This is a genomic window from Schlesneria sp. (assembly GCF_036405755.1).
Classification (GTDB): domain Bacteria; phylum Planctomycetota; class Planctomycetia; order Planctomycetales; family Planctomycetaceae; genus Schlesneria; species Schlesneria sphaerica.
Genome location: NZ_DASWWZ010000353.1, coordinates 1 through 24450, shown reverse-complemented (window position 1 = coordinate 24450; position 24450 = coordinate 1). Strand labels below are relative to the sequence as shown.

At 58.6% G+C, this 24450-nt stretch carries 19 protein-coding genes; 13 read left to right on the top strand and 6 right to left on the bottom strand.

Annotated features, from left to right (window positions below):
* Together VGE80_RS12185 and VGE80_RS12180 are read left to right on the top strand one after the other, a co-directional pair.
* Positions 1 to 799: lysostaphin resistance A-like protein (locus VGE80_RS12185; protein ID WP_440592859.1), on the top strand; the 799-nt coding region annotated here is incomplete at its 5' end.
* Between the two features lie 338 nt (positions 800 to 1137).
* A complete protein-coding gene (locus VGE80_RS12180; RefSeq protein ID WP_440592858.1) occupies positions 1138 to 2676 on the top strand; it encodes a hypothetical protein in 1539 nt (512 codons plus the stop codon).
* Positions 2677 to 2880: 204 nt separating this feature from the next.
* Here the strand turns inward: VGE80_RS12180 and VGE80_RS12175 are convergent, their stop codons facing one another.
* Positions 2881 to 4878 (bottom strand): hypothetical protein, encoded by a 1998-nt coding sequence (locus VGE80_RS12175; protein WP_440592857.1) that lies wholly within the window; start codon positions 4876 to 4878, stop codon positions 2881 to 2883.
* 356 nt (positions 4879 to 5234) lie between these two features.
* Here VGE80_RS12175 and VGE80_RS12170 point away from each other — a divergent pair, with 356 nt between their 5' ends.
* The 3 genes from VGE80_RS12170 to VGE80_RS12160 all read left to right on the top strand — a co-directional run bounded on the left by VGE80_RS12170 (position 5235) and on the right by VGE80_RS12160 (position 7520).
* On the top strand, positions 5235 to 5522 hold the full coding sequence (locus VGE80_RS12170) for a ferredoxin family protein (RefSeq protein ID WP_373649618.1): 288 nt from the start codon (positions 5235 to 5237) through the stop codon (positions 5520 to 5522).
* Positions 5523 to 5890: 368 nt separating this feature from the next.
* Positions 5891 to 6805 (top strand): sugar phosphate isomerase/epimerase family protein, encoded by a 915-nt coding sequence (locus VGE80_RS12165; protein ID WP_440592856.1) that lies wholly within the window; start codon positions 5891 to 5893, stop codon positions 6803 to 6805.
* 214 nt (positions 6806 to 7019) lie between these two features.
* On the top strand, positions 7020 to 7520 hold the full coding sequence (locus VGE80_RS12160; RefSeq protein ID WP_440592855.1) for an NUDIX hydrolase: 501 nt from the start codon (positions 7020 to 7022) through the stop codon (positions 7518 to 7520).
* A 77-nt stretch (positions 7521 to 7597) separates the two neighbouring features.
* Here VGE80_RS12160 and VGE80_RS12155 read toward each other — a convergent pair whose 3' ends face one another.
* From VGE80_RS12155 to VGE80_RS12145, 3 genes are all read right to left on the bottom strand, one after another.
* The gene (locus VGE80_RS12155; protein WP_440592854.1) at positions 7598 to 9061 is read right to left on the bottom strand and encodes a sodium:solute symporter family protein; all 1464 of its coding nucleotides are present in this window, start codon (positions 9059 to 9061) and stop codon (positions 7598 to 7600) included.
* 111 nt (positions 9062 to 9172) lie between these two features.
* The gene (locus tag VGE80_RS12150) at positions 9173 to 10663 is read right to left on the bottom strand and encodes a cation:proton antiporter (protein WP_440592853.1); all 1491 of its coding nucleotides are present in this window, start codon (positions 10661 to 10663) and stop codon (positions 9173 to 9175) included.
* Between the two features lie 161 nt (positions 10664 to 10824).
* Positions 10825 to 11175 carry a hypothetical protein gene (locus VGE80_RS12145; RefSeq protein ID WP_373649623.1) on the bottom strand — a complete coding sequence of 117 codons (351 nt, stop codon included), beginning with the start codon at positions 11173 to 11175 and terminating at the stop codon, positions 10825 to 10827.
* A 264-nt stretch (positions 11176 to 11439) separates the two neighbouring features.
* On the opposite strand from VGE80_RS12145, the gene nhaR reads away from it, so the two are divergent.
* On the top strand, positions 11440 to 12339 hold the full coding sequence (gene nhaR, locus VGE80_RS12140) for a transcriptional activator NhaR (RefSeq protein ID WP_440592852.1): 900 nt from the start codon (positions 11440 to 11442) through the stop codon (positions 12337 to 12339).
* 97 nt (positions 12340 to 12436) lie between these two features.
* On the opposite strand, the gene glnA is transcribed toward nhaR, so the two are convergent.
* Both glnA and VGE80_RS12130 read right to left on the bottom strand, forming a co-directional pair.
* Positions 12437 to 13849 (bottom strand): type I glutamate--ammonia ligase, encoded by a 1413-nt coding sequence (glnA, locus tag VGE80_RS12135; RefSeq protein WP_373653837.1) that lies wholly within the window; start codon positions 13847 to 13849, stop codon positions 12437 to 12439.
* A gap of 196 nt (positions 13850 to 14045) precedes the next feature.
* The gene (locus VGE80_RS12130; protein WP_440592851.1) at positions 14046 to 15035 is read right to left on the bottom strand and encodes a hypothetical protein; all 990 of its coding nucleotides are present in this window, start codon (positions 15033 to 15035) and stop codon (positions 14046 to 14048) included.
* Between the two features lie 501 nt (positions 15036 to 15536).
* On the opposite strand from VGE80_RS12130, the gene VGE80_RS12125 reads away from it, so the two are divergent.
* The 7 genes from VGE80_RS12125 to VGE80_RS12095 all read left to right on the top strand — a co-directional run.
* Positions 15537 to 18446 carry an Hsp70 family protein gene (locus tag VGE80_RS12125; RefSeq protein WP_440592850.1) on the top strand — a complete coding sequence of 970 codons (2910 nt, stop codon included), beginning with the start codon at positions 15537 to 15539 and terminating at the stop codon, positions 18444 to 18446.
* A 59-nt stretch (positions 18447 to 18505) separates the two neighbouring features.
* Positions 18506 to 18748, top strand: coding sequence for a MoaD/ThiS family protein (locus VGE80_RS12120; RefSeq protein ID WP_373649627.1), 243 nt, complete (start codon positions 18506 to 18508; stop codon positions 18746 to 18748).
* A gap of 65 nt (positions 18749 to 18813) precedes the next feature.
* On the top strand, positions 18814 to 19242 hold the full coding sequence (locus VGE80_RS12115) for a molybdenum cofactor biosynthesis protein MoaE (RefSeq protein ID WP_373649628.1): 429 nt from the start codon (positions 18814 to 18816) through the stop codon (positions 19240 to 19242).
* A gap of 149 nt (positions 19243 to 19391) precedes the next feature.
* Positions 19392 to 20402, top strand: coding sequence for a GTP 3',8-cyclase MoaA (gene moaA, locus VGE80_RS12110; RefSeq protein WP_440592849.1), 1011 nt, complete (start codon positions 19392 to 19394; stop codon positions 20400 to 20402).
* Positions 20403 to 20503: 101 nt separating this feature from the next.
* On the top strand, positions 20504 to 22933 hold the full coding sequence (locus tag VGE80_RS12105; protein ID WP_440592848.1) for a carboxypeptidase-like regulatory domain-containing protein: 2430 nt from the start codon (positions 20504 to 20506) through the stop codon (positions 22931 to 22933).
* 42 nt (positions 22934 to 22975) lie between these two features.
* Positions 22976 to 23734, top strand: coding sequence for an SDR family NAD(P)-dependent oxidoreductase (locus VGE80_RS12100; RefSeq protein WP_440592847.1), 759 nt, complete (start codon positions 22976 to 22978; stop codon positions 23732 to 23734).
* A gap of 179 nt (positions 23735 to 23913) precedes the next feature.
* The coding region (locus tag VGE80_RS12095; RefSeq protein ID WP_440592846.1) for a DUF1501 domain-containing protein at positions 23914 to 24450 on the top strand (537 nt) is incomplete at its 3' end.

Here is a 24450-nt window from a genome sequence, read left to right as displayed (position 1 = left end):
TTATTGGGGATCTGCGCTTCGTGAACTGAACTTCAGCAAACCTGATCTTCGTCACATCGTGATTGTACTGGCGATGACCCTTCCTCTTTCGATGGCCGTCTCGGTCTTTAGCCTTCCCATTCAGATGGCCTGGCAGGCGTTGGGTGATGTCTTTCCGGTATTGAAGTTCATCGACGGACTGAACGTCATGGAGGCCGTTCAGGACATGTCCGACAACACCTCTCTGTCGACCATGATTTTCGTCATCGCTGTCCTCCCGGCGATCGGAGAAGAACTGGTCTTCCGCGGTGCCATTGGCCGAATTTTGATCTCGGACCTGGGTTTGTGGGGCGGAGTCCTGGTGACGTCATTCCTGTTCGGCTGGATGCACATTCACCCCGTGCACGCCATGGCCGTGATCCCGCTGGGAATTGTCATTCATGTCGTTTACTTGTGGACTCGCAGTTTCTGGATGCCCATGCTGTTGCACTTCGCCAACAACACGTGGGCCTCTGTTGCTGCCACTCTGAATACGCCTGATCCGATGGGTCAAATGCAGCAACTGGGTTTGTTCGATCTCCTGGAAATGGTGACGGGTGGTGTTGTGATCGGAGCACTGGCGACGTGCCTGTGGCAATCGCGAGTTCAGTTTTATCTTCCCGATGGGCAGGTCTACGAGTCGTCTCGCTTCCCCGTCCGCGTCCCTGCGATTCCCGGAATCCAGTCTCTGGCGGGAACAATTTCCCCTGTCGTTTCGATCATCTCGGTCTTAAGCGTCGTCGTCTATTACCTGATCTTCTTCCTGAACTGGCCCGCGTGAAGTCGCCAGACCTGAGGTTGGGAGAACAGTCGATGGCACCAGCGACTCTCTAGTGCGGGTCTGGGGCCTGCCGTCCGATGACACTACGAAAATCAGATGCTCGTCCTGATGGGTGGCGTCGATGGGCGAACCCGTCGAGTGGTATGCGCGACGAAAAGGGGGCTTTCATTTCCCTTCGTGTCTCCGAATTCTGTCTCGCAGGCAGGCAGAAGCGTCGTCGTGTGGAGTAGAATTCAGCCCGGAAACGGCTGGCTGAATCGCGGTACGTCCCCGACGACCGAAGAGAACCGAACCGCCATTCCATTTCGCCAGATGTCACACACGTGGAAGTGAGCCCGATGATGATTCGTAATTCCCTCCTGCTGTTGTGCCGCCTGCAGCGTTGTCTGCTACTGGGTTCCCTGTTGCTGGTCCCTGCGGCGAGTCGCGCGGACGAGTCCAAGTCAGCGCCGCTGCCCAAGGGGTTACTCCTGAAGCAACCGGTGATGCCGGACAGCCTCAACGACACGATGCGATCTGTGAATGAACGGCTGTCTCAGGACGTCGCACCAAGTGATAACGCGGCCGTGCTGCTGGTCCAGGTTTGCGGTGAGGATGTGTTCGATCCCGTGTTGAAAGCGGACTCGCTGGCGATGCTGGGAATCGCTTCGCTCGCACCGTCCCCTGCCCCCTTTGTTTATTTCCAGCAGTTCGCAGATTCTCTGGGGCCCGATGAAAAGGCAACTCTGGGCCACGACCTCGATGCCTTACCCCTTCATCTCGCCACCGCGATTGTACGACCTTGGAAACAAGACGAGTATCCGGCGCTCCTCCCCTTTCTCGAAGCCAACCGGCATTCACTCGACTTACTGGTCGAAGCGTCCAGAAAGCCGAAATACTACGCCCCAGTCCTCTCCGAAGCCGAGCCGCCGCAGCTTCTTTCCATGTCGGTCACGCTCGAACGCCGGCTGCCGTTTCTGGTCCGCTGTCTGAGTGCCCGAGCCATGTTGCGAGTGACCGAGCAGAAGGGTGATCAGGCCATCGAAGACCTTGTCGCCTGTCAGCGACTCGCGGTGCTGCTGGCCACCGGTTCGCCCTTCGACGTTTCGGCAATCAAAGCCCATCAGATGGAGGGTGTTGCCTTCCAGGCCTCGACGACGGTGCTGCAGGCCGGTGGTTTTACCGGCGCGGAGGCCAAAAACTATCTGGCGAAGCTGAAGGAGATCAAGCCACTTCCACCCGCCGCGATCGCAGCGGATGTCGGTGAGCGAGCGGTCTTGCGGCGACAAATCGAATTGCTCAAGCTCGAGGATTCGACGCTGGGGGCATTCTTCGAATTCCCGGACACTGCGAAGTTTCCAAAGTTGGAGCAGCTTCGTCTGTCTGTGGCAGACTGGGATCAGGTATTCGCTCGCGCCAACGAGGTTCAGGATGAAGTGGTCAAAGCCCTCTCGACAAAGGAGCGGGATGTCCAGAGTCAGTTGTTTACGGCGCTTGATGAAGCTTACGCCGCCTGGGACGAACAGAATGCTGCGAATCGGATTACAACTGAGGACTTGAAGAAGCTGAGTCGCTTCATCGGCGAAACGATGGCAATGTCGTTACGTCCACGCTATCGACAACTGCGACAACTGGACGATCGGGCTCAGTTGCGACGTGATCTTCTGCTGCTGAGTCTGTCGGCTGTCAGCTACCGGGCGGACCATCAGGCTTATCCTGCGACACTGGCCGACCTGACTCCCGAGTATCTGGAGATCGTCCCTCGGGATGCCAACGGAGAGCCTTTCCGATATGACCGGCTGTCAGCGGGGGGCGTTCGTCTTGTCAGCCTCGGCTCGAACCTCGAGAACGATGCAGGACTTTCCTTCAACGATGATATCGTGATCGCACTGCCGTAAGGGTGGCGTTGTTCATATGGACAATGAGGGCCACTGATATTCGCGGGCCGGTTCCAGCGGTGGCAACCGGGTGCAGACGGTGGGCAGGCACGGTGCCGCCTCAGGTTTGTGCAGCTCGGGGTTCGTGCAGTTTCGGGTTCCGGACGGCCCACGCCGCCCATTCCTGATCCCGGGCTGACCTCGGTTGTCGGTCAGTCCATCGGGTCAGTTCAACCAGGAATCAATGCGATTCGGCAGATCGATTGTCATTGAGACCCGCTGGCAGCAGCACTCTTCCACTTTTTGAAGGGGCAGAGTTCGTGGCTTGGCAGGGGGAGGTGGCGCGGGTTCAGAAGTCGAGCGGGTTTGCGTCACGGGTTCGCGTTCACGATCTCGCTTCGGCCGTTCGATCACTTGCAACGAGGTTTGTCCTCGTGCGTCGACTCGTTCCCGCGCATTGACGTGCAGGCGGTTGACAGCCTCCCCGGCTTGAATCGCTGCCAGCCTGACGACCGTCTGCTTTCTGGCATTGACGGGCAGATTTCCCGCTTCAAAGATAACCCTTCGCCCGTCTCGATGCGCCAACTGGTCAGGAACTTCAATCGCGACTTTGACCTGGTGTAAGGTCGTGTTCCCCGTATTGCGAACGACAATCTCGAGATCGATCTCCTCACCCATATAGATTCGGTCGAGGTGAGCGACATCACATTCCAGTGCGGGAAAGTACTCGACTTGCTCGGGGGGGACCGATGGCATGGGCTGTTCGGCAGGTGGCCGCGTGACGCGGGTTAAGGTCGAGACTTCCGTGTGTGCGATCACTTGTGCCCGGTGGGTCTGCGAGAGGGGGCCCTCAGGAACCCAGTCCAGCGTCAGATCGCGTTCTTCACCCGGCAACAGGGGTGGCAGTTCGCGATGAAGTACCTGTCGCCGGGATCCTGTCACAGGATCGACCATCGTTTCTGCCGTGGCATCGGGAGAGGCGCCGACGACGGTTTTCAGTTGGTCCGGGAATTCCCGCACTTCGAGGCGCGAGACCTGGTCCTGACCTTCGTTCGTCACGTGCAATCGCGATCGCTGTGGAGCACCGGATGCGGCGAGTTCGGGGGTCTCAAGTTCGACGCGCAATGCGACGTCTGCAACGGCCCGCAGGTTTTCGTCGTACTCGTCTGCGTGGGGATGCTGATGAACACGGGGATCAAAGAGATCGATTCCTTCGTAGGGTCTGAGGCTGGACCCCTGACGCCGCGACGAAGGGCGTGACTCCCGCCACGGAGCAGAATTGAACTCGCTGGAAGCCAGACTGCGCGACGCGGGTTCTTCGATCTCGAACCGGCTGCGGTCCGAAGTTTCGACCATACGCGCGCCAGGTGGTACGGCCCCTTCTACCGAGAAATGGCGGGTCATAACCATTTCAAAGGCCAGATCGGGGGCGGTCTGCCGGGCCGGGACAGTAATCGGTTCTGGTTCTGGTTCGGGTTCAGGCAGCGGGACCCGAACCGGTTTGGTTCGCCGTGGTGGAGTGGGGACATATTCCCGGACGTTGCAGTCGGGGCCAAACTCCCACGCCGCCTGCACGAGCAACTGCGGGGCCTGAGCGCGTGTCTGTCCTTCCAGATCGTGGTCTCGACCGGTCATGTTCTGATCGGCGATCAGAAAGCCGGGGTCCAGCACGGTGCCGGCTGCGATGCGATTTCCCTGTTGAGCGATCCTGGGGCGACTCAGATCCATTCGCACATCCACGACATCTTTCGGGTTCGATCCATGAGTTGATGAAACCTTGGTGGATCGACCGAACATGTCGGGCTGAGCGGCGGGCTCGGGTGGAGCGCTCAGTCGACTATCCAGCTGAATGTCCTTGGGACGCTGTCGGGGTTGATTGGCAACGAAGAAGTGGGCTACGCGCCAGTGATCCTGTGCGGCCCATTCGTTCAGCGCTTCCATGTCCTGGCGGGAAAGATTGGCCGCGGCACGCACCGGCGCAGTGTTCTTGCTGGTGCGTCCTGACGTCTGGTCAGCGACCGAAAGAAACATCATGAAAGTCAGGAAAACGGCGAGACAACCGATGGTGGTCATGAAGTACCAGGCGGGGGATTCGCGCATCCCTCTGGCAATTGCGCCGCCGGTTCGATCGATCCAGTCCAGGAAGTGCAGAATTTCTGCAACAATCCAGCGGAGAGGATTCGGCAATTCCCGCAGAATCAAAGATCGCAGACGAGATCGCACAATTCTGCCTTCCGTTGGCTCCCTGGCGGAATCCTGAGAGTTCCGACCCGCATCCACTTCCTGAAAACTCTGCCCGGCGGACTCTGTTAAGTTGAGTGCCAACCGTAGTTATTCTCCATCGCATTGAAACCATTATCAGATTTCAAAGAGCATTTAAAGAGAGGATTCTTGAGGTAGAGAATTCCCCAACTCATTTCTTGACGCAAATTTTCAGCCGCGCTAAGATTCTCTAACGGAATTGTCTGATATTCTCGACGGAAGTGTAAGAGGCGACCAGTTTTTCTGGCGGGCGACATTTCGTTGCCACCGATCCGCAGAACGTCAATTTCAACATCTATTGGGAAAGTGAGCCTTCGATGACACACGTGGTGGCAGAGCCCTGTTTTAACTGCAAGTACACTGATTGTGTAACCGTGTGCCCCGTAGAATGTTTTTACGAGGGAGAGGCGATGCTGTTCATCCATCCGGAAGAATGCATCGATTGCGAGGCTTGTGTTCCTGAATGTCCTCCCGCTGCAATCTTCCACGAAGATAATCTTCCGGCCGAATGGGCAGACTACACCGTTTTGAATGCGGAAATGGCTCCCACTTGCCCATCGATTACCGAGCGAAAAGACCCCATGGGTCCCCCAATCGAAAAATAACAGGACCACCGCCGAAAAGTAACAGGACCACAGCGGGACCGCAGCCCATCGGCTTCGCCAAGCTCCAATTGGGTAGTCCGCTCGGCAAGCGAGTTCCGCTGAACAGCAACGGTCTGAACCGCAAGAGTCTCAAAAATTGAAAACGCCGATGCACCCTCCGGGATGTGTCGGCGTTTTCCTTTGGCATTGATGGTGGGCTCGCAATTTATCCCGTAACAACGCGAAGTGGTCCTCCACGTTTCCCGTGACCATCGCGCTTCGGAGATGGGAATCTCTCTCGTCCGCTCGCTCAGGAAGTACTGCACCGACCGTATAGAGATGCTAACATGCCAGCGTCCCATTTGCTGAACTCTTGATCGGAACGCACCATGCTTGAAACTCTTGACCGACGTGATTTCCTGAACCTTGCCGGTATCGCCGCCGCGACCGGACTTTTGTCGATGACCTCTCGAGTTGCCGAAGCGGCCGACGAGAAGCTCGTCCTGCGGAAAGCTGTGAAGCTGAGCATGGTCGGCGGTAAAGGGACCCTGGTTGAAAAGTTCAAGATGGCCAAGGCGGCCGGGTTTGAAGGGATCGATGTCGATCAGGATCAGCCGGTCGAAGAAGTCAAAAAGGCGATGCACGAATCCGGTCTGATCGTGCACGGCATGGTCGACTACGTTCACTGGGGTCAGCCTCTCAGCAGCGCAGACCCTGCTGTTCGTGCCAAAGGTGTTGAAGTCCTGCAGAAGTGTCTTCGTGAAACGAAGATTTACGGCGGCGACACGGTCCTGCTGGTTCCCGCTGTCGTCAACAAGGAAGTCTCGTACGAAGACGCCTATCACCGGTCACAGGCGGAAATCAAGAAGTGCCTGCCCCTCGCCACCGAACTCGGTGTCAAGATTCTGTTCGAAAACGTCTGGAACAACTTCCTGCTCAGTCCGGTTGAGATGGCTCGCTATATCGACGAGTTCCAGAGCCCCATGGTCGGGTCGTACTTCGATGTGGGGAACATCGTCAACATCGGCTGGCCCGAGCACTGGATCGCAACCCTGGGTCCCCGCATCGGCAAGCTGGACATCAAGGAATTCAGCCGGAAACTCGCCGATACGAAAGGCAAAGGAGCTGGCTTCGGCGTCGAAATCGGTGAAGGGGATTGCGACTGGCCTGCCGTTCTCGCCGCTCTCAAGAAGATCAAGTACTCCGGCTGGGCCACGGCTGAAGTCCCCGGTGGTGGGCTTGAGCGTCTGACGGAAATTGCTCAGCGGATGGATCAGCACATCATCCAGCCGTACAGCGCCTGACGCTTTAAGGTGGTGTCACGGGGTGTCAGTTGTCGAGCTGGCCCCCTTTGCCTGTGCCAGTTCGACAACCTTTGATGCTGGCTTGTCGTGCCGACATCGACGGGTTGCGTCACCCTGATCACAGGATTGTACTTCGTCGCCTCATGGCCCCGCTGACGTGGGGCCATGAGGCCATCGACGCCAGGTGGACGAGAGAGTCGGAGTCGTAAATCGCATGTCCGAAGAGCTGTTTGACGTTGTCGACCAGGAAGACCGTGTTCTGTTCCAGTCACCCCGATCGGTCGTCCACGCCAATCACTGGTTGCATCGTGCAGTGCATATCTTCGTCTTCAATAGTCGGGGCGAATTACTGATCCATCGGCGGTCGGCCACCAAGGATGAAGCACCCCTGAAGTACACGTCATCGGCATCAGGCCACCTGAGTGCCGGCGAAGACTACGCAACGGCAGCCGTTCGTGAACTGGAAGAAGAGTTGGGTCTGAAAGCGGACGTCGAATATCTGGGGATCTTCCCTGCGATGGGAGCCTCGACGTCATACGAGCACAGTGGTCTGTACCGGGCGGTGACGGACGAGACCCCGACATTTGATCCCGAAGAAATTCTGTCTGGCGAGTTCCGTCCAATCGGCGAAATCCAGTCCATGATCGAACGCGATCCGGACGACTTCACTCATTGTTTCCGCGCCCTGTTTCGCTGGTACCTCGAGCGATTCTGAGCAGCGTCGGACCGCTCGCACGAAGTCTCTTCGTCAGCGTTCCTGCCCTCGCTCGCGACAGTGATGACGGGTGGAAATCACTCCCACGCAGGGTCGCTCACCTCTTGTTCCGGGGCCCCCGGAATGATTGATGGTGTCAGTGATCCGACCAGCATCCCGAGAACTGCCGCCGCCAGCCCGAGGAAGTGGGTGGGAACCGATCGGAGTGACGGCCATGGGATTTGCTCGTGGAAGGACTCTGCGGCAATCCAGACCGAGCTGGCCAGAACGATCGAACAAAGCGCCCCCTGCGTTGTCGCGCGTCGCCAGTAAATTCCGCAGCAAAGAGGCACAAAGGCCACGACGAGCGCTGTCCGAGCCCCGCCGACGAGGATGTCGGAGGGGGAGCCTTTTGCCGCCATTGCCAGCGACGTTGTCACGACCGCGAACGCCAGCAGCACGTAGCGCGCAATCCAGACACGTTCGGAGGGGGCAATGTTCCTGGTGAATGGGAACAGGACATTCTCTGTCAGAAGGCTGGCCGAGGCGAGCAGCGTGCCGCTGGCCGTGGAGAGAATCGCGGCGAGGATCGCTCCTGTCAGCAGAACGCGACCCACAGGAGGCAACTCATTCAGCAGGCGGGTGACCAGACTCGGTTGCAGCACTGCCGTCGTGCCCGCTGACGAAGGGGAAAGGGAATTATCCAGCAGGTTCTGACCTGCGGCGGCGATCAGGATCAGCACGAACGCCATGCAGCTGTAGCCGACGGTCCCCGCAAGCGTTCCCATCAGCGCGATACGCTCGTTTTTGGCGCTGGTGATTCGCTGGAAGGCATCCTGCTGGGGAATGAAGCCAAGGGCTACCGTGATGAACGTCGCCAGCGACGTCAGCCACCCGGAGGGACTGGACGGGATCACCAGACTGACTGTCTCGCGCGGGTTCGTGTGCAGCGCGAACTCGCGTCCGTCCCCTGCTCTTCCCATCAGAGCCGCGACCACCAGCAGTCCCCCCAGGATGACAATGGATTGCAGCAGGTTCGTCAAGCTGATCGCCCACATCCCGCCAAAGAGGGTGTAGCTGGTGACGATCACCGCCCCGAGCAGGACCGCCTGGTGCAGCATCACGTCGGGGATGAACGCTTCAATGACAATCCCCAGAGCTAGAAACTGAGCGGCCATCCATCCTACATACGATCCTGTCAGGCTGATCGACGTGAGCCACTCGACCGTCCTGCCATACCGAATCTTGAAGTAGTCGCCGATGGTCCCGAGTTGCCGCTCGTAGAACGCAGGCCGGAAAAAGAACACGAACAGCAAGAGCGAGGTGGCGGTCCCCAGTGAGGCCGCTGCAGTCGCCGGAAAGTGGGTCGAAGACGAGGTTGAGGAAAACAGACGAACTGCGTCGATCCCAATCCAGCCCGTGAAGACGCAGGCCACGCTCAAGAAAAAGGGAAGCGATCGACCGGCGATCGTAAAGTCTTTCACCTGTTGGACGCGTGTCGAGGCGTAGCCTCCCAGCACGAAAGTAATTGCTGCGAAGGTCAGTAGAGCGACAAGCTGCATTCTCAACTCCATTCCTGTCGACAGCGGATGTCACTGGCCTGTGGCCCTTACTTCATGGGGCATCGCTCACGAGTGATAAACGCTGCCACCAGGGATGCAGAGACAGCGGCATCATTGAGTTGGTGTGACCGTGGGTCCCTGATGGCGTAACAAAGACCAGTTCAGGAGTGGTGGCGCCAGGAACGTTGTCACCATCACCATGACCACGACGGCCGAGTAGACTCCGGCGTCGATGATCGGGATGCCGTTCGAGACCAGCCCTTGACCGATCGCGGCGAAGATCAGTCCGACTTCCCCCCGAGGGATCATGCCGAATCCGACGCTCAGTCGATCGATCCCCCGTTCGAGAACTCCAGCCGCACAGGCCATTTTCCCGAGAATCGCTGCGATCGTGATTCCCGCGGCCAGACCCAGTGTGCCCGGGTTCAGGAAGCTGCGCAGGTCGACTTGAAAACCCATCATCACAAAGAAAATGGGGACCAGAAGCGTAGTCACGGGCAAGACCCATTCTTCCAGCGAACGTTCGTCCGGTCGCTGTAATGCTCGGTAATGCTTTTCGTCCAGGATCATTCCTGCGGCGAATGCACCGACAATCGGAGCCAGTCCCATCTGACTGGAAAGCCATGAAAGTCCGAAGCAGAAGGCAAGTCCCGTGATCATCAGCATGCCGTTCACCCGCAGCAAAGCAGCGATCCGGAAAAGGTAAGGACTGAGCCAGTCACCCAGAATCACGCTGCCGAACAGGAAAACCAGGGCCTTGCCGACGATCAGAGCGACTTCGGAAAGATTGGCCGATCCCTGCACGATCACCGCTTGCACGACAGCCAGCAGGACCAGACCCAGCACGTCGTCGATGACCGCTGCACCCAGTACAACCTTGGCGACCTTCGTGTCACTCTTCCCCAGGTCTTTGAACACCCGCGCGGTGATACCGACGCTCGTCGCCGACAGGGTCGCTCCCAGAAACATGTGGACGTGCCATGAGTGATCCGGCAGCAGCAGTTGTCCCGCGAACCAGCCGAGTCCAAACGGGGCGACGACACCCAGGACTGCCACGGCCAGAGAGGACCAGCCGACCGTCAGCATCTGACCGACACTCGATTCCAGTCCCACTTCAAACAACAACAGAATCACGCCGATCCGTGCCAGCATGTCCATGGTCGTTGCCACGAGATTGGTTGAGTGAGAATCTGCGGCGTGGACTGCGGTCGGACGCAAGAACTCCAGTTGATCCCAGCCGACGAGAATCAGGTTTCCCAGCAGGACCCCGACCAGCAGTTCCCCCAGAACCGCAGGTTGCTTCAGACGTGTTGCCAGCGCTCCCGCCAGTTTGGCGGTGACGAGCACAAGCAACAGACCCAGCAGCATCGGGGTGACGGGGTCTTCGTGAGAGGTCCCATGAGCCTGTGCTGCGGCCCCCGCATCCGTGGCGTGAGTTTCCCCGGATGCTGCCGCCGGCACGGGGACGGAACCTTCCGCCAGACTCGTCCGACCCGCTGCCGCCAGGATCAGTGCACACAACAACAGAAAGACAAAGCTGGAACAGAAGCGGGGAAGCATGGGCAGGCTTTCGACGATGGGGAGTGGCAGAGGTGACTCCATCCCGGAACGCAATCACGCTTGGGACGACGTGGGGGGCGGCAGACCTGCGGAGCGAAAAACATGTCAGGGGTGGTTCTGCTTGCAGAATGACACCCCCCGGATGCTCAATGTAAAGAGGGCAACGAAGTGACGTATGCAGGAACCCGACACAGGACCTTCCATTAACGGAGGTGGTTGCCGACAATGTTCGCCAGGATCCAGACGACGACACCACCGGTCAGAAAGCTGAACGAATAAGTTCGTAATTGTGCTTCTGTCGTCGGCTCACCGTTGGAGTTCGACGTATCACCCGCGTTGTAGGTCAACCACCGCGCACCGACCGTCACGGCAAGGATGATCAGAAACGCGAGATCGGTCCCTGCGATCCAGCCGTCACGTCGCTGCAGCATCGACATGACAAGGAATCCCAGTACGACGGGGCCGGCGAACAGCCAGGCAACGCGGCCAGTCAGCACCCAAAGTGAGGTGATAGGGCGGATCGCGCCATTCGGCGTTTGGATCTTTTCGGCCATTTCTGTGTACCTTGTCTCGAGCAGATGAATGATTTCGCGTTCGACCCAGCGGGATCACTGGGCCGGGCGCGTTCAAGGAATGGGATGAGCCGATCGGATGGAAGCGGCCCGGACATGGTTCAGATGCCCTGCAGCGACAACGATTCAGCAGCTCAACGTCGCGTCGACGACATTCACCTCGAATCTTATGTTGATTGCAGAAATAACGTCTAATCGATATGAGTCGATCGAAAGATAGAAAAACTCTATGTAAGCAGCGGTGCGATGAATCAACTTAACTACCAGCATCTGTTCTATTTCTGGACCGTGGCTCGCGAAGGGACCATCTCCAAAGCCTGTAAGGTGCTGTTCCTGACCCAGCCGACGATCAGCGCCCAGCTCAGGTCACTGGAACGTGCCGCGGGTGCAAAGTTGTTCGATCGTGTGGGGCGGCATCTGGTCCTCACCGAAACCGGGCACGTCGTCTACCGTTATGCCGAAGAGATCTTCTCGCTGGGACGCGAACTGCAGCACACACTCAAGGGAAAGGTGCCGGGGCAGGCTCGTCGACTGGTCGTCGGCATCGCGGATGTCCTGCCCCGACTGATTGCGTATCAACTGCTGGAACCGGTACTCAGCCTGCCGGAACCTGTGCAGTTGATTTGTCACGATGACAAGACAGAGAAGTTGCTTGCACGCCTGGCGATTAATGAGCTCGACGTGGTCCTCTCGGATGTTCCGGCCAGCCCATTTGTGAATGTGCGAGCGTTCAATCATTCGCTGGGTGAATGCGGTGTCTCACTGATGGCCTCGGCCGACCTGGCCTCCAGGTTCCGTCGTGGCTTCCCCAAGTCGCTCAACGGTGCTCCATTCCTGTTGCCGATGGAGGGAAGTTCGCTCCGCCGCTCGCTGGAGCAATGGTTTGATGAACAGGAAATTCGTCCCACGATTCGGGGGCAGTTTGGCGATTGCGACTTGTTCGAGGTGTTCGGCGCGGTCGGGATGGGAATCTTTGCGGTCCCGTCGGTGGTGGAAAAGAACGTGATTGAGCAGCACCACGTCAAAGTGCTTGCCCGCATTGCCTCGATCAAGGAGCGATTCTTCGCGATCTCGCTGGAGAAAAGGCTGAAACACACGGCCGTGGTGGCCATCACCGACAGTGCCCGCAGGCGACTGTCGGACTGACGCCCGAGGCCGCTGTCAATTGCGGTACCACCCGCCCGCTTCACGCGCCTGGGGGACCAACCTGCGTTTGCCGGCCGCTGAAACGGAATCCGTCCGCTCAGATGTCGTAGTACATGGCAAATTCGAAGGGATGCGGCCGCTGGCGCAGTGCTTCGACTTCTTTCTCTGTCTTGTACCAGATCCAGGTATCGATCACGTCTTCCGTGAAGACATCTCCCCGTAACAGGAATTCGTGGTCGCGGCGCAGGGCGTCCAGAGCCTCTTCCAGAGACGCCGGTGTTTTCGGAACATCCTTCAGTTCGTCGGGCGCGAGATCGTAGATGTCCTTGTCGAGCGGCCGACCGGGATCAATCCGCCGCTGAATTCCGTCGATCGCCGCCATCAGCATCGCGGACATCGCCAGATAGCCGTTTGAAGAGGAATCCGGACAGCGGAATTCAAATCGCTTGTTCTCAGGGCTGGGGGTATGGACGGGGATGCGAATCGCGGCTGACCGGTTTCGGCTGCTGTAGGTCAGGTTGATCGGCGCTTCAAACCCCGGAATCAGGCGCTTGTAGCTGTTCGTGGTGGGGCAACAGATGGCCATCAGCGCGGCTGCATGCTTCAGGATGCCGCCGATGGCGTGCATGGCGATATCTGAGAGCCCGGCGTAACCCGATCCAGCAAAGAGGTTTGTGCCGTTCTTCCAGAGCGAGAAGTGCAGATGCAGTCCCGAACCGTTGTCGTTCCAGAGCGGCTTGGGCATGAACGTCGCCGATTTCCCGTGTCGTGCAGCGACATTTTTGACAATGTATTTGTAGAGCAGCAGGTTATCGGCCGTGTTGATGAGCGATGCGTATTTCATGTCGATTTCGCATTGCCCACCCGAGGCGACCTCGTGGTGCTGCGCTTCGACTTCAACGCCGCAATCCTGCAGCATCAGCATCATTTCCGTGCGGACGTTCTGAAGAGTGTCCGTCGGCGGAACGGGAAAATACCCCTCTTTGTGACGGATCTTGTAGCCCTTGTTACCGGACGGCTCCTGCCGCCCCCGGTTCCACTGCCCCTCGATGCTGTCGACGTGGTAGTAGGCTTCGTGTTCGTTCTGGTCAAAGCGAACATCGTCAAAAATAAAGAACTCTGCCTCGGGGCCGAAGAAGGCGGCATCCGCCAGGCCCGTCAGCTTCATGTAGTTTTCTGCTTTTCGGGCAACATTGCGCGGATCTTTGGCATAATCTTCCCGAGTGATCGGATCCTGAATGTTGCAGGTCATGACCAGCGTCTGCGGCATGAACGGATCGACGAATGCGGTCGCTGCTGCTGGAACAACGAGCATGTCGCTTTCGTTGATCGACTGCCAGCCCCGGATGGACGAGCCGTCGAAACTGAACCCCTCTTCGAACGACTTTTCGCTCAGTGCCGTTACGGGAATCGTGAAATGCTTCTGCGTTCCGGGGAAGTCCATGAACCGCAGGTCCACGGCGCGAAGGTCTTTCTGGCGACACAGTGCCAGCACTTCTCGAGGGGTCAACACATGCACGAGGGAAATCTCCGCAGAGCGAGCGCGGGTCTCAAAATCACACTTCCTGCCACACTATGCAAACCCGATGCCGACGGCAAGACGCTTCGTAACACAAATCCCAGAGACGATTTTGGGAAGGACGCCGCGATCGTGCCAAGTTTATGAACACAAGTGCCGCGTTTGCAGTCATTTGCGGACTGAATCGCTAGGCGGCCCGCCGCAAAGCCGTGGCCGTTGCGGTAAATCCGACACAACAGGAACAGGTGCCGTCTGGCGTGAGTGGCCCCGGAGCGTTCAGCGTGCGTCGGACCGTCAGCCGGGCTCCAAACGGAAAGGTGGCAGCGACCCGGATTTCCAGTCCGAGACCATCCAGATCCTCGGTGACCACGTCGGGAACGCCTTGAAATGCGGGGCAGAACGAGAGATGGACGATCACATCCCGCTCGCCCGGTGCGAATTCGACCCGAACTCCGCCAGCAATCTGGTCGTAGTCGCTCGTTCGGGATCTCCGGAGCCACTGGACCACGTCCCGCGAGACTTCTTCCTCGCCCATTTCTTCGACTTCCTCGTCATCCAGATCCGGATGGGAGGGAGCCAGAATCGACGGCAGGGTTCCGGCGAACGGGGGCTCGGCCGAACTGTCCGGGGCGACTTCCTCCGCCGTTTTCCGGGTGGCTTCTGCGGGAACAGACGGGGGAGCAGTCATCGGTTTCCCAATCGGGTCTGCCGTGCAGTTCTGATCAGTTTGACCTGCCTGCGTGCTGAGAATCTGAGTGCGGAGATCCTGATCGGCAGGAATCGTGGATCGCCCCTGGAAAGCGAAGCCGGTTCCGCTGGAACGGGCCATCGCCACGAATCCCGGTGCGGTCACACTCACCGCCGCCATCAGCGTTCTGATCGCCGGGGCATCCCACGCGGTCAGCCGCAGCGACCAGAGCAGAGGAATGATCAGCGCGATCGAGATGGCCATGCTGGTGAAGTACGGCGTGGCCGGTACCTGACGGGAGTTCCGCTGGTTGACCAGCAGCAGCATCAGTCCGCTGAGCAGCGAGATGACAATAATCAGGCCGAACGAAACGACGAAAGGGAGCGTCGCGTCGCCCAGACAGATCCCGGCCAGGAGCGACGACCAGACCCCAACGGCCAATGTCCGTCGCGAGTCTTTCTGTCCCAGTCCGCTTGAATCCATTTCCACCTGTCCGATTTCCCCACGTCCCATCCGGAATGTTGCGGCAGGATTCTAGCGGAAAAACGCCTCTTCCGGCGAGATGAGTCTTGGAGAGCGATTCAATGGGTGCTGATGCGGGAACGTCATTTCGAGGCCCCCTTCCCTGTCGCGGTTTATTCTCTTCAGACCGAACGTTTCCCGCATGGAAACGGGGCGGCGACCTGAAAAAAGAGGGGAATCGTGGACCCCTTCCAGCCGTTCCTGTCAGTTTGGGGCTTGTGTGGAAATCTGCCGAGGCGCTATGTGATCGGAAAAGTGTGAGAACTGTGAGAGCGAAACCGTGAGGACAAAGACGCGGACAGGTGGTCCGGCACCGGCAGGCATGGGACGCGATCCGCACAAATCTCGCTGGGGAACCACGCGGGAAAACCGTTCTGAAGAGCGGTTTTGGAAAGAATGGGAGTCCGTCTTTTGGTACAAACGGGTCTGAAAATTGATTGAACTGTCCAAACGAAGGCCTACCGTCACGTGAATTCAGCCGAACCGTCTCAATCCAGCCGCTTTGTCGTCGGGCTCGACCTTGGGACCACGAACTCTGCTCTGGCGTTCGTCGACACACAAGACAAGACTCGACGTATTCAGACACTCCTCGTCCCTCAGGTGGTCGCGCCGGGTGTCATTGAGCCGCGAGAGACGCTGCCGTCTTTCCTCTATCAGCCGGCGACGGGCGAGTTCACGGCCGAATCGCTTCGTCTTCCCTGGGGAGAAAGTCCGGCGGAAATTGTGGGACAGTTTGCACGGGACCATGGGACACTGGTTCCCGGTCGCTTGATTTCGTCGGCCAAGTCGTGGCTGTGTCATAACGGAGTCGATCGGACGGCCGACCTGCTCCCCTGGCAGGGGGCCGAGGACGTCCAGCGAATGTCACCTGTCACGGTGAGTTCCCGGTATCTCGAACATTTCCGTCAGGCCTGGGATGCCCAGTTCCCGGAGTATCCGCTCGCCGATCAGGATTTCGTGCTGACGATTCCCGCTTCGTTTGACGAGGTGGCCCGCGAACTGACGATCCGGGCTGCACGGCAGGCGGGACTGCAGCGCGTCGTGTTGATCGAAGAACCGCAGGCCGCCTTTTATGCATGGATCGACAAAAATTCGCAGACCTGGAATCAGCTTGTCACACCGGGCCAGAACATCCTGATCTGCGACGTGGGTGGGGGGACGACCGACTTCACGTTGATCCGTGTCCGTAGCGGACGAGACGGGCTGGTTCAGTTTCACCGCGTGGCGGTCGGCGAACACCTGATCCTTGGCGGTGACAATTTCGACCTGGCCCTGGCCCATCACCTGGAACAGCGGCTGAAGCCGGGAGGCCAACTGGAACCGCGGCAATGGAGCGTTCTCGTGCGGAGTTGTCGTCAGCTCAAAGAGGTGCTGATGGGTGACAACGCCCCTGACAGTTGGACGCTGACGCTGCCGGGCAGCGGCTCGAAACTCATCGGTGGGTCGATTCAGGTCCCGGTACAACGGAGCGAAGCGGAATCGATTCTGGCAGAGGGTTTCTTTCCCGAAGTCCCCTTCGATGCGAAGCCGGTCGCCTCGGCATCCGGGTTTCAGGAATTCGGTCTCCCCTACGCTCCCGATCCGGCGATCACCAAGTATCTGGCGACGTTCCTTTCGTCGCACAGGTTTGAGAGCGATGGCGAGTCCCCCCCCACGACGGATGAAGTACCTTCCGGAGGCCAGGCTTCGCACCCACCGGAAGCAGAGCCCCCACTGGCGATTCTCTTCAACGGCGGCGTCTTTGGTTCACCGCTACTCCGTCGACGCCTGATTCAGTCGCTGGAACAGTGGTTCCGTCGGCCCGGTTCCCACTGGTCTCCCACGGAACTTGAGAACGACCGGCTGGACCTGGCCGTCGCGCGGGGGGCTGCGTACTACGGAATGGTTCGCCGCGGCGAAGGGGTTCGCATTGCGGCAGGACTCGCACGCACATACTACATCGGGGTCGAGCGAAGCGTCTCCGCACCAGCAGACGCCGCGCAAGCAAGTTCCAATCGCGAAAGTCCTCTCGCCGCACTCTGTCTGCTCCCTGCGGGCATTGAACCGGGCCAGGAAGTCGATCTGACGCACCACCAGTTTGAACTGCGTGTGTCGCAGCCGATCGAGTTTCCGTTGTATGTGTCGAGTACCCGGTTAACGGATCGACCGGGAGATCTGCTCGCTGTCGATCCCGAGCAGATCAAAGCCTTGCCACCGATTCGCACGGTACTGAAGACGGGGAAATCGAAAGAGGCCGATACCGTCACCGTCATTCTGAAAGCCCGCCTTACCGAGATCGGGACGCTCGATCTGTGGTGCAGCGAAGTCGACGGGAAGCGGACCTGGAAACTGCTGTTCGATGTCCGTTCCACAACCCAGACCGACCTGTCCGCTCACGACGCGGCGGGGGAACGTCAGGGACTGTTCGACGAAGAACTGGTGCAGTCCGCCAAAGCGGTGATCAGAAACAGTTTCGGTCTCGAGGCGACCGATCAGCCGCGAAAAGACCCACCGGTGTCGAACGTGGCGAAACGGCTGGTCGAAGTCCTGAAGCTGGAACGGGAGGAATGGCCGACATCCCTGCTGCGGCAGCTTTGGGATGCCCTGATCGAAGCAGAAGGTGGTCGGCGGTTGAGTGCGGATCACGAAGCCCGATGGCTCAATCTCACAGGGTACGCTCTCCGTCCCGGATACGGACTGGCCGTGGATGACTGGCGATGTAATGAGACCTGGAAGCTGTTACAGGGAAAGCTCCTCTTCGCGACGACAGCGGTGCGGGCCGAGTGGTACATCCTGTGGCGGCGCGTGGCGGGGGGACTGACGACCGGCCAGCAGCAATCGCTGGCCGCTCCTTTGATCAGTCAGATCCGACAAGCGGTCCGAAACCCCGCTGCCAAAAGCAAGTCGGCTGGATTCGGCACCAACACGCACGAATCGGCAGAACTGGTCAGACTTCTCGGAGCGTGCGAGTTACTGCCGGTCGCGCACAAGCGTGAACTGGGGGATCTGCTGCTCGAAATGCTCGGACGCCCTCGTTTCGCGGCGCTGGCGTCGGCAACCTACTGGGCGCTGGGACGAATTGGCGCACGTCGACCCGTCTATGGTCCTTTGAACTCGGTCGTTCCAGCGGATGTGGCGGCGCGCTGGTTGAAATCGCTGGCGGAACTCGATCTGACCGATAGTCTCGCGGCCTTTGCCGTGATGCAGATGGGACGCCGGACGGGCGACCGTTACCGAGACATCGACGAAGCGACCAGAACCTCGGTCCTGCAGACGCTGAAGCGAGCCGGAGTCCCACGCCACTATCGGGATCTCATCGCGGAAGTTGGCAATCTCGAGTCGGAAGAACAGGCACTGGTGATGGGCGATTCGCTGCCGAAGGGCCTGCGGATCCTCTAGACTGCACTGTAAACGACATTGTTGAGCACGGGTGTTTGAGTCGACGTACGAGGCTGGTGATGTTACGAGTGAAATTGTTTGCGCAGGCGAAGCAACTGGTGGGGAGTCCCCAGGTGGAACTCCCCTGGGCCGATGGTCAGTCGGTAACCGAACTGAAGCAGCAACTCGGCGAACAGTACCCTCAACTTCAATCGCTGCTCCCCCGCTTGCTGGTTGCGGTCAATAGTGAGTACGCCGGGAACGAACAGACGATTACGACACGGGACGAAGTCGCCTGTTTCCCGCCGGTCAGCGGCGGCTAAACTGGACTTCCACTCCGCCAATACGGAAACCCCCTGCCACTGACCTCTGGATCGAACAGCCCGACATGATCTCACTCACGCACGATCCCATCGATTATCACGCTTTGACGGAATCGGTCCGGTCGACTCAATCAGGGGCCGTCGTCCTGTTTCTCGGAACCGTCCGCGAAATGACCCACGGTCGTCGGACGCTCGCGCTCAACTATGAAGGCTATCCCGAAATGGCCGAAGTGAAGCTCGCGGAACTGGAAACGGCAGCCCGGGCGAGATGGCCCGTGGATCGCGTGGCGATCGTTCACCGTCTGGGACGGCTTGAGCTGGGGGATATCAGTGTGGCGGTTGCCGTCAGTTGTCCGCACCGGAAAGCGGCGTTCGAAGCGGGCCAGTTTCTGATCGATGAACTGAAAGTCTCCGTCCCGATCTGGAAGCAGGAAAACTGGAGCGACGGGACGACGGAATGGGTTCATCCCTCCGGCAAGCCCCAGGAGTCCTGACGGACAGGACGCCGACACAAGGGGCGGCCAGCTCTGCGGTTCGGGGACTTCTCAGGAATTTCTTTCTTCCTGACGTAAAGTGGCATCCCAAGCGGTAGACTGGATGTGTCCAGATCTCACGGAACGACGCTTTCTCGGTTAGTACGCCAATGTTGCCAGAGCTCCCCTTAATCGATTCCTTTGGCCGGTTGCACAACAACCTGCGGATCAGCGTCACCGATCGATGCAACATTCGCTGCTTCTATTGCATGCCGGCCGAAGACGTGCAGTTCATGGAGAAATCCGAGCTGCTGACGTTCGAAGAAATCGAGCGATTCGTGCGGATCGCCGTTCCCCTGGGGATCGACAAACTTCGTTTAACAGGGGGCGAACCCCTCGTCCGCCGGGAACTGAAAGAGCTTGTGTCCCGTCTGGCTGCGATCGACGGGATCAAGGATATTGGTCTTACGACCAATGGGATCCTGCTCGCCGATCAGGCCGAAGGCTTGTACAAGGCGGGACTTCGACGGATCAACGTCAGTCTGGATGCCCTGACGCCGGAAAAGTTTAAGAAGTTCACTCGTCGTGAAGGCTTTGAACGAGTCATCGAAGGGATTCAAGCGGCACAGCAGGCCGGTTTCCAGCCGGTCAAGATCAACGCCGTCTCGGTACGGGGCATGACCGAGGAAGAACTGGTTCCGTTCGGGCACTTCGCCCGCGAGATGGGTGTCGAAGTCCGGTTCATCGAATACATGCCGCTCGACGCCGACAACGCCTGGGAACGAGGTAAGGTCCTGTACGCCCACGAAATCGTCGAACGACTGTCGGCGGAAATCATGCCCCTGCGTTCCCTCGATCCCGACGCAGGAGATGGCCATGGTGGACCTGCGACCGATTTCGTGTTCGAAGATGGGATTGGCCGAATCGGGTTCATCTCGTCCGTGAGCCAGCCCTTCTGCATGAGCTGTAACCGCATCCGCATCACGGCCGACGGCAAACTGCGCAACTGCCTGTTCAGTCTGGATGAAACCGACGTCCGGAGCCTGCTGCGGAGCGGTGCGGCCGATCAGCAGATCGTCGACGCCATCCGGGCCAGCGTCGCCGCTAAGAAAGAGGGGCACGAAATCAACACCGCCCGCTTCATCCAGCCAGCTCGCCCGATGCACTCCATCGGCGGTTGAATCTCCCGGATCTCGCTGCGTTCGGGGAGATTCCATTTCACCACTGAGGAATTCGTTCGATCAAAAACACCGTGCGGTGAACCACAACAGAAAGAACCGTCATGAAGTTCGGAACGGGTTTCTCGATCGCCGGTCAATTCAGACGACGCACTGACCACAGACCACGAGCGGCAAGAGACCGCTCGCTCGCTCTGAACCGCTGGGCGACCCTCTACATCGTGGCCGCAGCGGTCTGGCTGTCGGCGGGACAGTTGAACGCTCAAGGCCCAGCAAGCACATCGCAAGCGAAGGCAGAACCGCTCGCTCCTCTGCAGCAGGAGTCCTCGCAAACGCCTGCCGACGATCCTCCCGTTCAGGCAGAAGCACCCGCAAGAGAAACCGATTGCAACGAAAAACCGCTGCCAGAGAAAGATCCATTTGATCGTGGTTTCGGCGAGGTCGAAGTACCGGGACGTGTGATTGATGCTCAGGGAAAACCCGTCGCGAAGGCACAGATTTTCTGGAAGAACTGGGGTGTTCGTGTGCCGGTGCGGAAAGCACTCTCCGATGAAGACGGCCACTTCGTGATCTCGACCTTCCGTCAGAATCCCGCGATCGGGGCGAATCGGCGACTTGATCCGGACGAGATCAACAAGAACAGACTGCTGAAAACGTCCATCATCGCAACGGCTCCAGGGTATGGCTTCGGCACCGTGATCGACGGGGACGGGATCACCATCCAACTCGTGCCCGACGATCCGATCGTGGGACGGGTTCTGAATGAAAGCGGGCAACCGGTCCGAGGAGCCAAAGTACGAGTCCGCGACGTTCTTTGGCCACGTCGAGACAATGATCCGATCGTCCAGTTGGAAAATCGTCAGGGAGACGGATCCGTTGTTCCTGTCCCTGCCGGTGAAGGTCTGGATCCCTGGCTTTCAGCCATTCGTCAAGCCGCGAATATGAACGATTATTTCGTTGCGCGTCAGTATGTGGTGGGACTGATCCAGGCGAATTTTCTGGGAAATCGACCCGCTGTTTACGCTCCGCTCGTCCCCCCGGTCGTCACAGACGACGAGGGCCATTTCGAACTCCGGGGCGTCGGTCGGGAACGAGTCGCCGAGCTCTACATCGATGGAGTGCCGGATCACGCGTCGGTATTGGTCCTGGTTGCCAATCGGTTGCTCGAATCGCCGATCGTTGTCGCTGCGCAAAGCGAGTCCGTGAAGAAACTCATTTCGAATCCCGGTCGTGACCTGACCGTTTTTGGAAGACAGCTCGAGCTGACGCTTCCGGCAGGACGGACGATCCAAGGGGTCGTGACCGACCGGGGAACGGGACTCCCTTTATCGGGGCTGCGCGTCGTCGGGCCGGCCGTGACGCGGATCGAGTATCCCGGCTACGACCGTTTCTTCACCACCACCGATCATGAAGGACGCTACCGAATCGAGAGCTTTCCCCTGACGCAGCAAGCGTTTTTCAAAGTCGAAGCCGGTCAGGACAGGGACCTCGAACCGATCGATCCGGAAGAACTCCCCTACTTCAGTCGTGAGATCACTTTGAACGTGGCCTCAGGCACCGGCGTCATTCAGGCGGATGTGCCGTTATCCCGGGGAATCTGGATCACTGGAAAGGTGGTTGATGATATTTCTGGCGAGGGGCTGATGGACGCGACCGTCGAGTATCACGTCTTCAAGGACAATCCTCATCTAAAAAAGGAGCTGGAACAAAATTCTCCTCCTGAATTCGAGACAGGTGTGCGCACGAAGCCGGATGGTTCATTCCGCTTGCGTGCGTTGCCAGGGCGAGGGATCGTGACGGCGAATGGCTTTCGCTATCTGGAAGGGATCGGTGCTGATGCGATCAAAGGGTTAAAGAACGACGAATATCGTGAAACCCTCTATCAACCGGGGGGATTCAGTCCCTACATCCGCAGTACGACAATCGAGGTCAACATCGACGATGAGACCGCGACGTACGAATGTGAGTTGCGGCTGGTCAAAGGGAAGAGCCGGGTTGTCACGGTCATCGATCCCTCGGGCGAGCCTCTGACGGATCTGGAAGCGAGCGGGTTGAATCATCAGGTTCAAAATCCGATCTCCAAAATCAAAGGCGACATGCTCGACATCACCAATCTCTATCCGGGTGAACGGCGAGAAGTCGTGGCTCGAAGTGTCTCCAGAAAGTTGATGGGGATGGCCCTCGTGACGGACGAGAACGACGATCCCATCACGCTGAAACTCCAGCCTTGGGCCAGCGTGAGCGGTCGACTGGTTGACGACGCAGGCGAACCTCGCTCACGGGGATTACGCATTCAGCTCGACGACGGCAAACTGCCCATTCATACTCTCAATGGCCTGCAGTACGACAAGCAGGAATTTTTGATTGATGCGGAGGGAAAGTTTGAAATTATCGGCATGGTACCAGGTGCAACGTACCGGCTGTCCGTAATCGAGGGAGGAGTTCTCTGGCTCGGGAACGCCACGAACATTTTTAGGTTGAAGCCCGACGAAGTCCGACAACTGGGTGACGTGAAGGTGATGAAACGAGAATAACGAGTGGTTGAATCGACAGGGTAAATTGAGGGAGAGTATTTCTTGTTTGAGCGAATCGCGAGAACGTTCGAAGGCACGACAGCCGTCGTGATCGGAGCGGGTGGAATCGGAGCGGAAATTGTGCGGCAGCTCGGCGGCAACGTCGCCAGACTGGTAGTCGCCGACCAGAACGATCAACTGCTGTCATCATTATTGAGTCAACACGGTGCGTCGAAGCTTTTTGTCCATAACCTCGATGTGGGCGATGCCTCTGCTGTGGCAACGTTCTTTGCCGAGTTAGACGCGACCGTGGGGTCGCCTGATCTCCTGTTCTATACAGCAGGGATCCTCAATATCGAATCGCTGGCTGAGATGTCGGCAGAGAAGTGGCAGAAGACCGTGCAGGTAAACCTGAACGGTGCCTACTTCTGCGTGCAAGCCGCAGCGGATCGAATGAAGAAGCAGAAACGTGGAAGCATCATCGTGCTTGGTTCGATTGCCGGCACGAAAGCCAGATCCGGTTCCCGCGTTAATCCTGTGTATAATGCAACCAAGGCTGGGCTGGCGGCGTTCGTGAACGGGGCCGCGATGCAGTTCCGCCCACATGGAATCCGAATCAATTGTATCTCACCCGGCCCAACGGCCACCCAAATGATGAACTTGCAGCCAGCCCAAGTGCATGCAGCGGTCAGCGAGATGACTCTGGATGGCCGAATGAACGACCCGGCAGAAGTCGCGGAACTGGCCCTCTTCATTGCCGGGCATGGACGATTTACGGGAGAAGAAATCTGTATGGGGGGCGGCGCGGGGTTGGGAGGGTGATCATCAGAAGTCATTTTATTGAAAAGACTTCTGGTGCGCTGATTCGGGGGATTTCGCTGCGTCGGACCGATTTGAGCTGAAATCGTCCGTCCCGCGAATTCTTTCCACATTGACGGGGACTGATGGCTGCCGATAGGGTTTTCATTGGTCCCGCAATTTGAGATAGACAGGGTTTGTGAATGCTTCGAATCAATCAAGGTCAGTCCCGTCCCTTCTGTGACGGTGTCTCGCGACGACGATTTCTGGAGGTAGGCTCGCTGGGGGTGTTCGGATTGAGCCTGTCGTCGCTGCTGCGGAATGATGCCCGCGCGGCGGATGACTCCAGCCGGTTTTCACGAACTTCGAAGCGTTCGGTAATTCTCATCTGGCAGCATGGGGGCCCGTCACAACTCGACACCTTCGATATGAAGCCGCTGGCTCCAGCCGAAATTCGAGGCCCCTATCGGTCGATCGCCTCCTCGTTGCCAGGACTCGATGTCAGCGAGCTTTGCCCCGAACAGGCAAAGGTGATGGATAAGTGCACGGTCATTCGCAGCTTCACTCACGGTGACGGCGATCACTGGGCGGCCGCCCACTGGATGTTGACCGGGCGAACTGGAGCCAACGGTTCGGACCGCGTTCCGCGTCAGCCCTCGATGTCGGCCGTCGCGTCGCACTTGCTGGGACCTCGACGTAGTGGCGTCTTGACGACCGTCAACATGAACGACGGTGGCTTT

Coding starts and splice junctions, on each gene's coding strand:
- VGE80_RS12180 (WP_440592858.1), top strand. CDS start 1,138: ATGATGATTCGTAATTCCCTCCTGCTGTTGTGCCGCCTGCAGCGTTGT.
- VGE80_RS12170 (WP_373649618.1), top strand. CDS start 5,235: ATGACACACGTGGTGGCAGAGCCCTGTTTTAACTGCAAGTACACTGAT.
- VGE80_RS12165 (WP_440592856.1), top strand. CDS start 5,891: ATGCTTGAAACTCTTGACCGACGTGATTTCCTGAACCTTGCCGGTATC.
- VGE80_RS12160 (WP_440592855.1), top strand. CDS start 7,020: ATGTCCGAAGAGCTGTTTGACGTTGTCGACCAGGAAGACCGTGTTCTG.
- VGE80_RS12155 (WP_440592854.1), bottom strand. CDS start 9,061: ATGCAGCTTGTCGCTCTACTGACCTTCGCAGCAATTACTTTCGTGCTG.
- VGE80_RS12150 (WP_440592853.1), bottom strand. CDS start 10,663: ATGGAGTCACCTCTGCCACTCCCCATCGTCGAAAGCCTGCCCATGCTT.
- VGE80_RS12145 (WP_373649623.1), bottom strand. CDS start 11,175: ATGGCCGAAAAGATCCAAACGCCGAATGGCGCGATCCGCCCTATCACC.
- nhaR (WP_440592852.1), top strand. CDS start 11,440: ATGAATCAACTTAACTACCAGCATCTGTTCTATTTCTGGACCGTGGCT.
- VGE80_RS12120 (WP_373649627.1), top strand. CDS start 18,506: ATGTTACGAGTGAAATTGTTTGCGCAGGCGAAGCAACTGGTGGGGAGT.
- VGE80_RS12115 (WP_373649628.1), top strand. CDS start 18,814: ATGATCTCACTCACGCACGATCCCATCGATTATCACGCTTTGACGGAA.
- moaA (WP_440592849.1), top strand. CDS start 19,392: ATGTTGCCAGAGCTCCCCTTAATCGATTCCTTTGGCCGGTTGCACAAC.
- VGE80_RS12105 (WP_440592848.1), top strand. CDS start 20,504: ATGAAGTTCGGAACGGGTTTCTCGATCGCCGGTCAATTCAGACGACGC.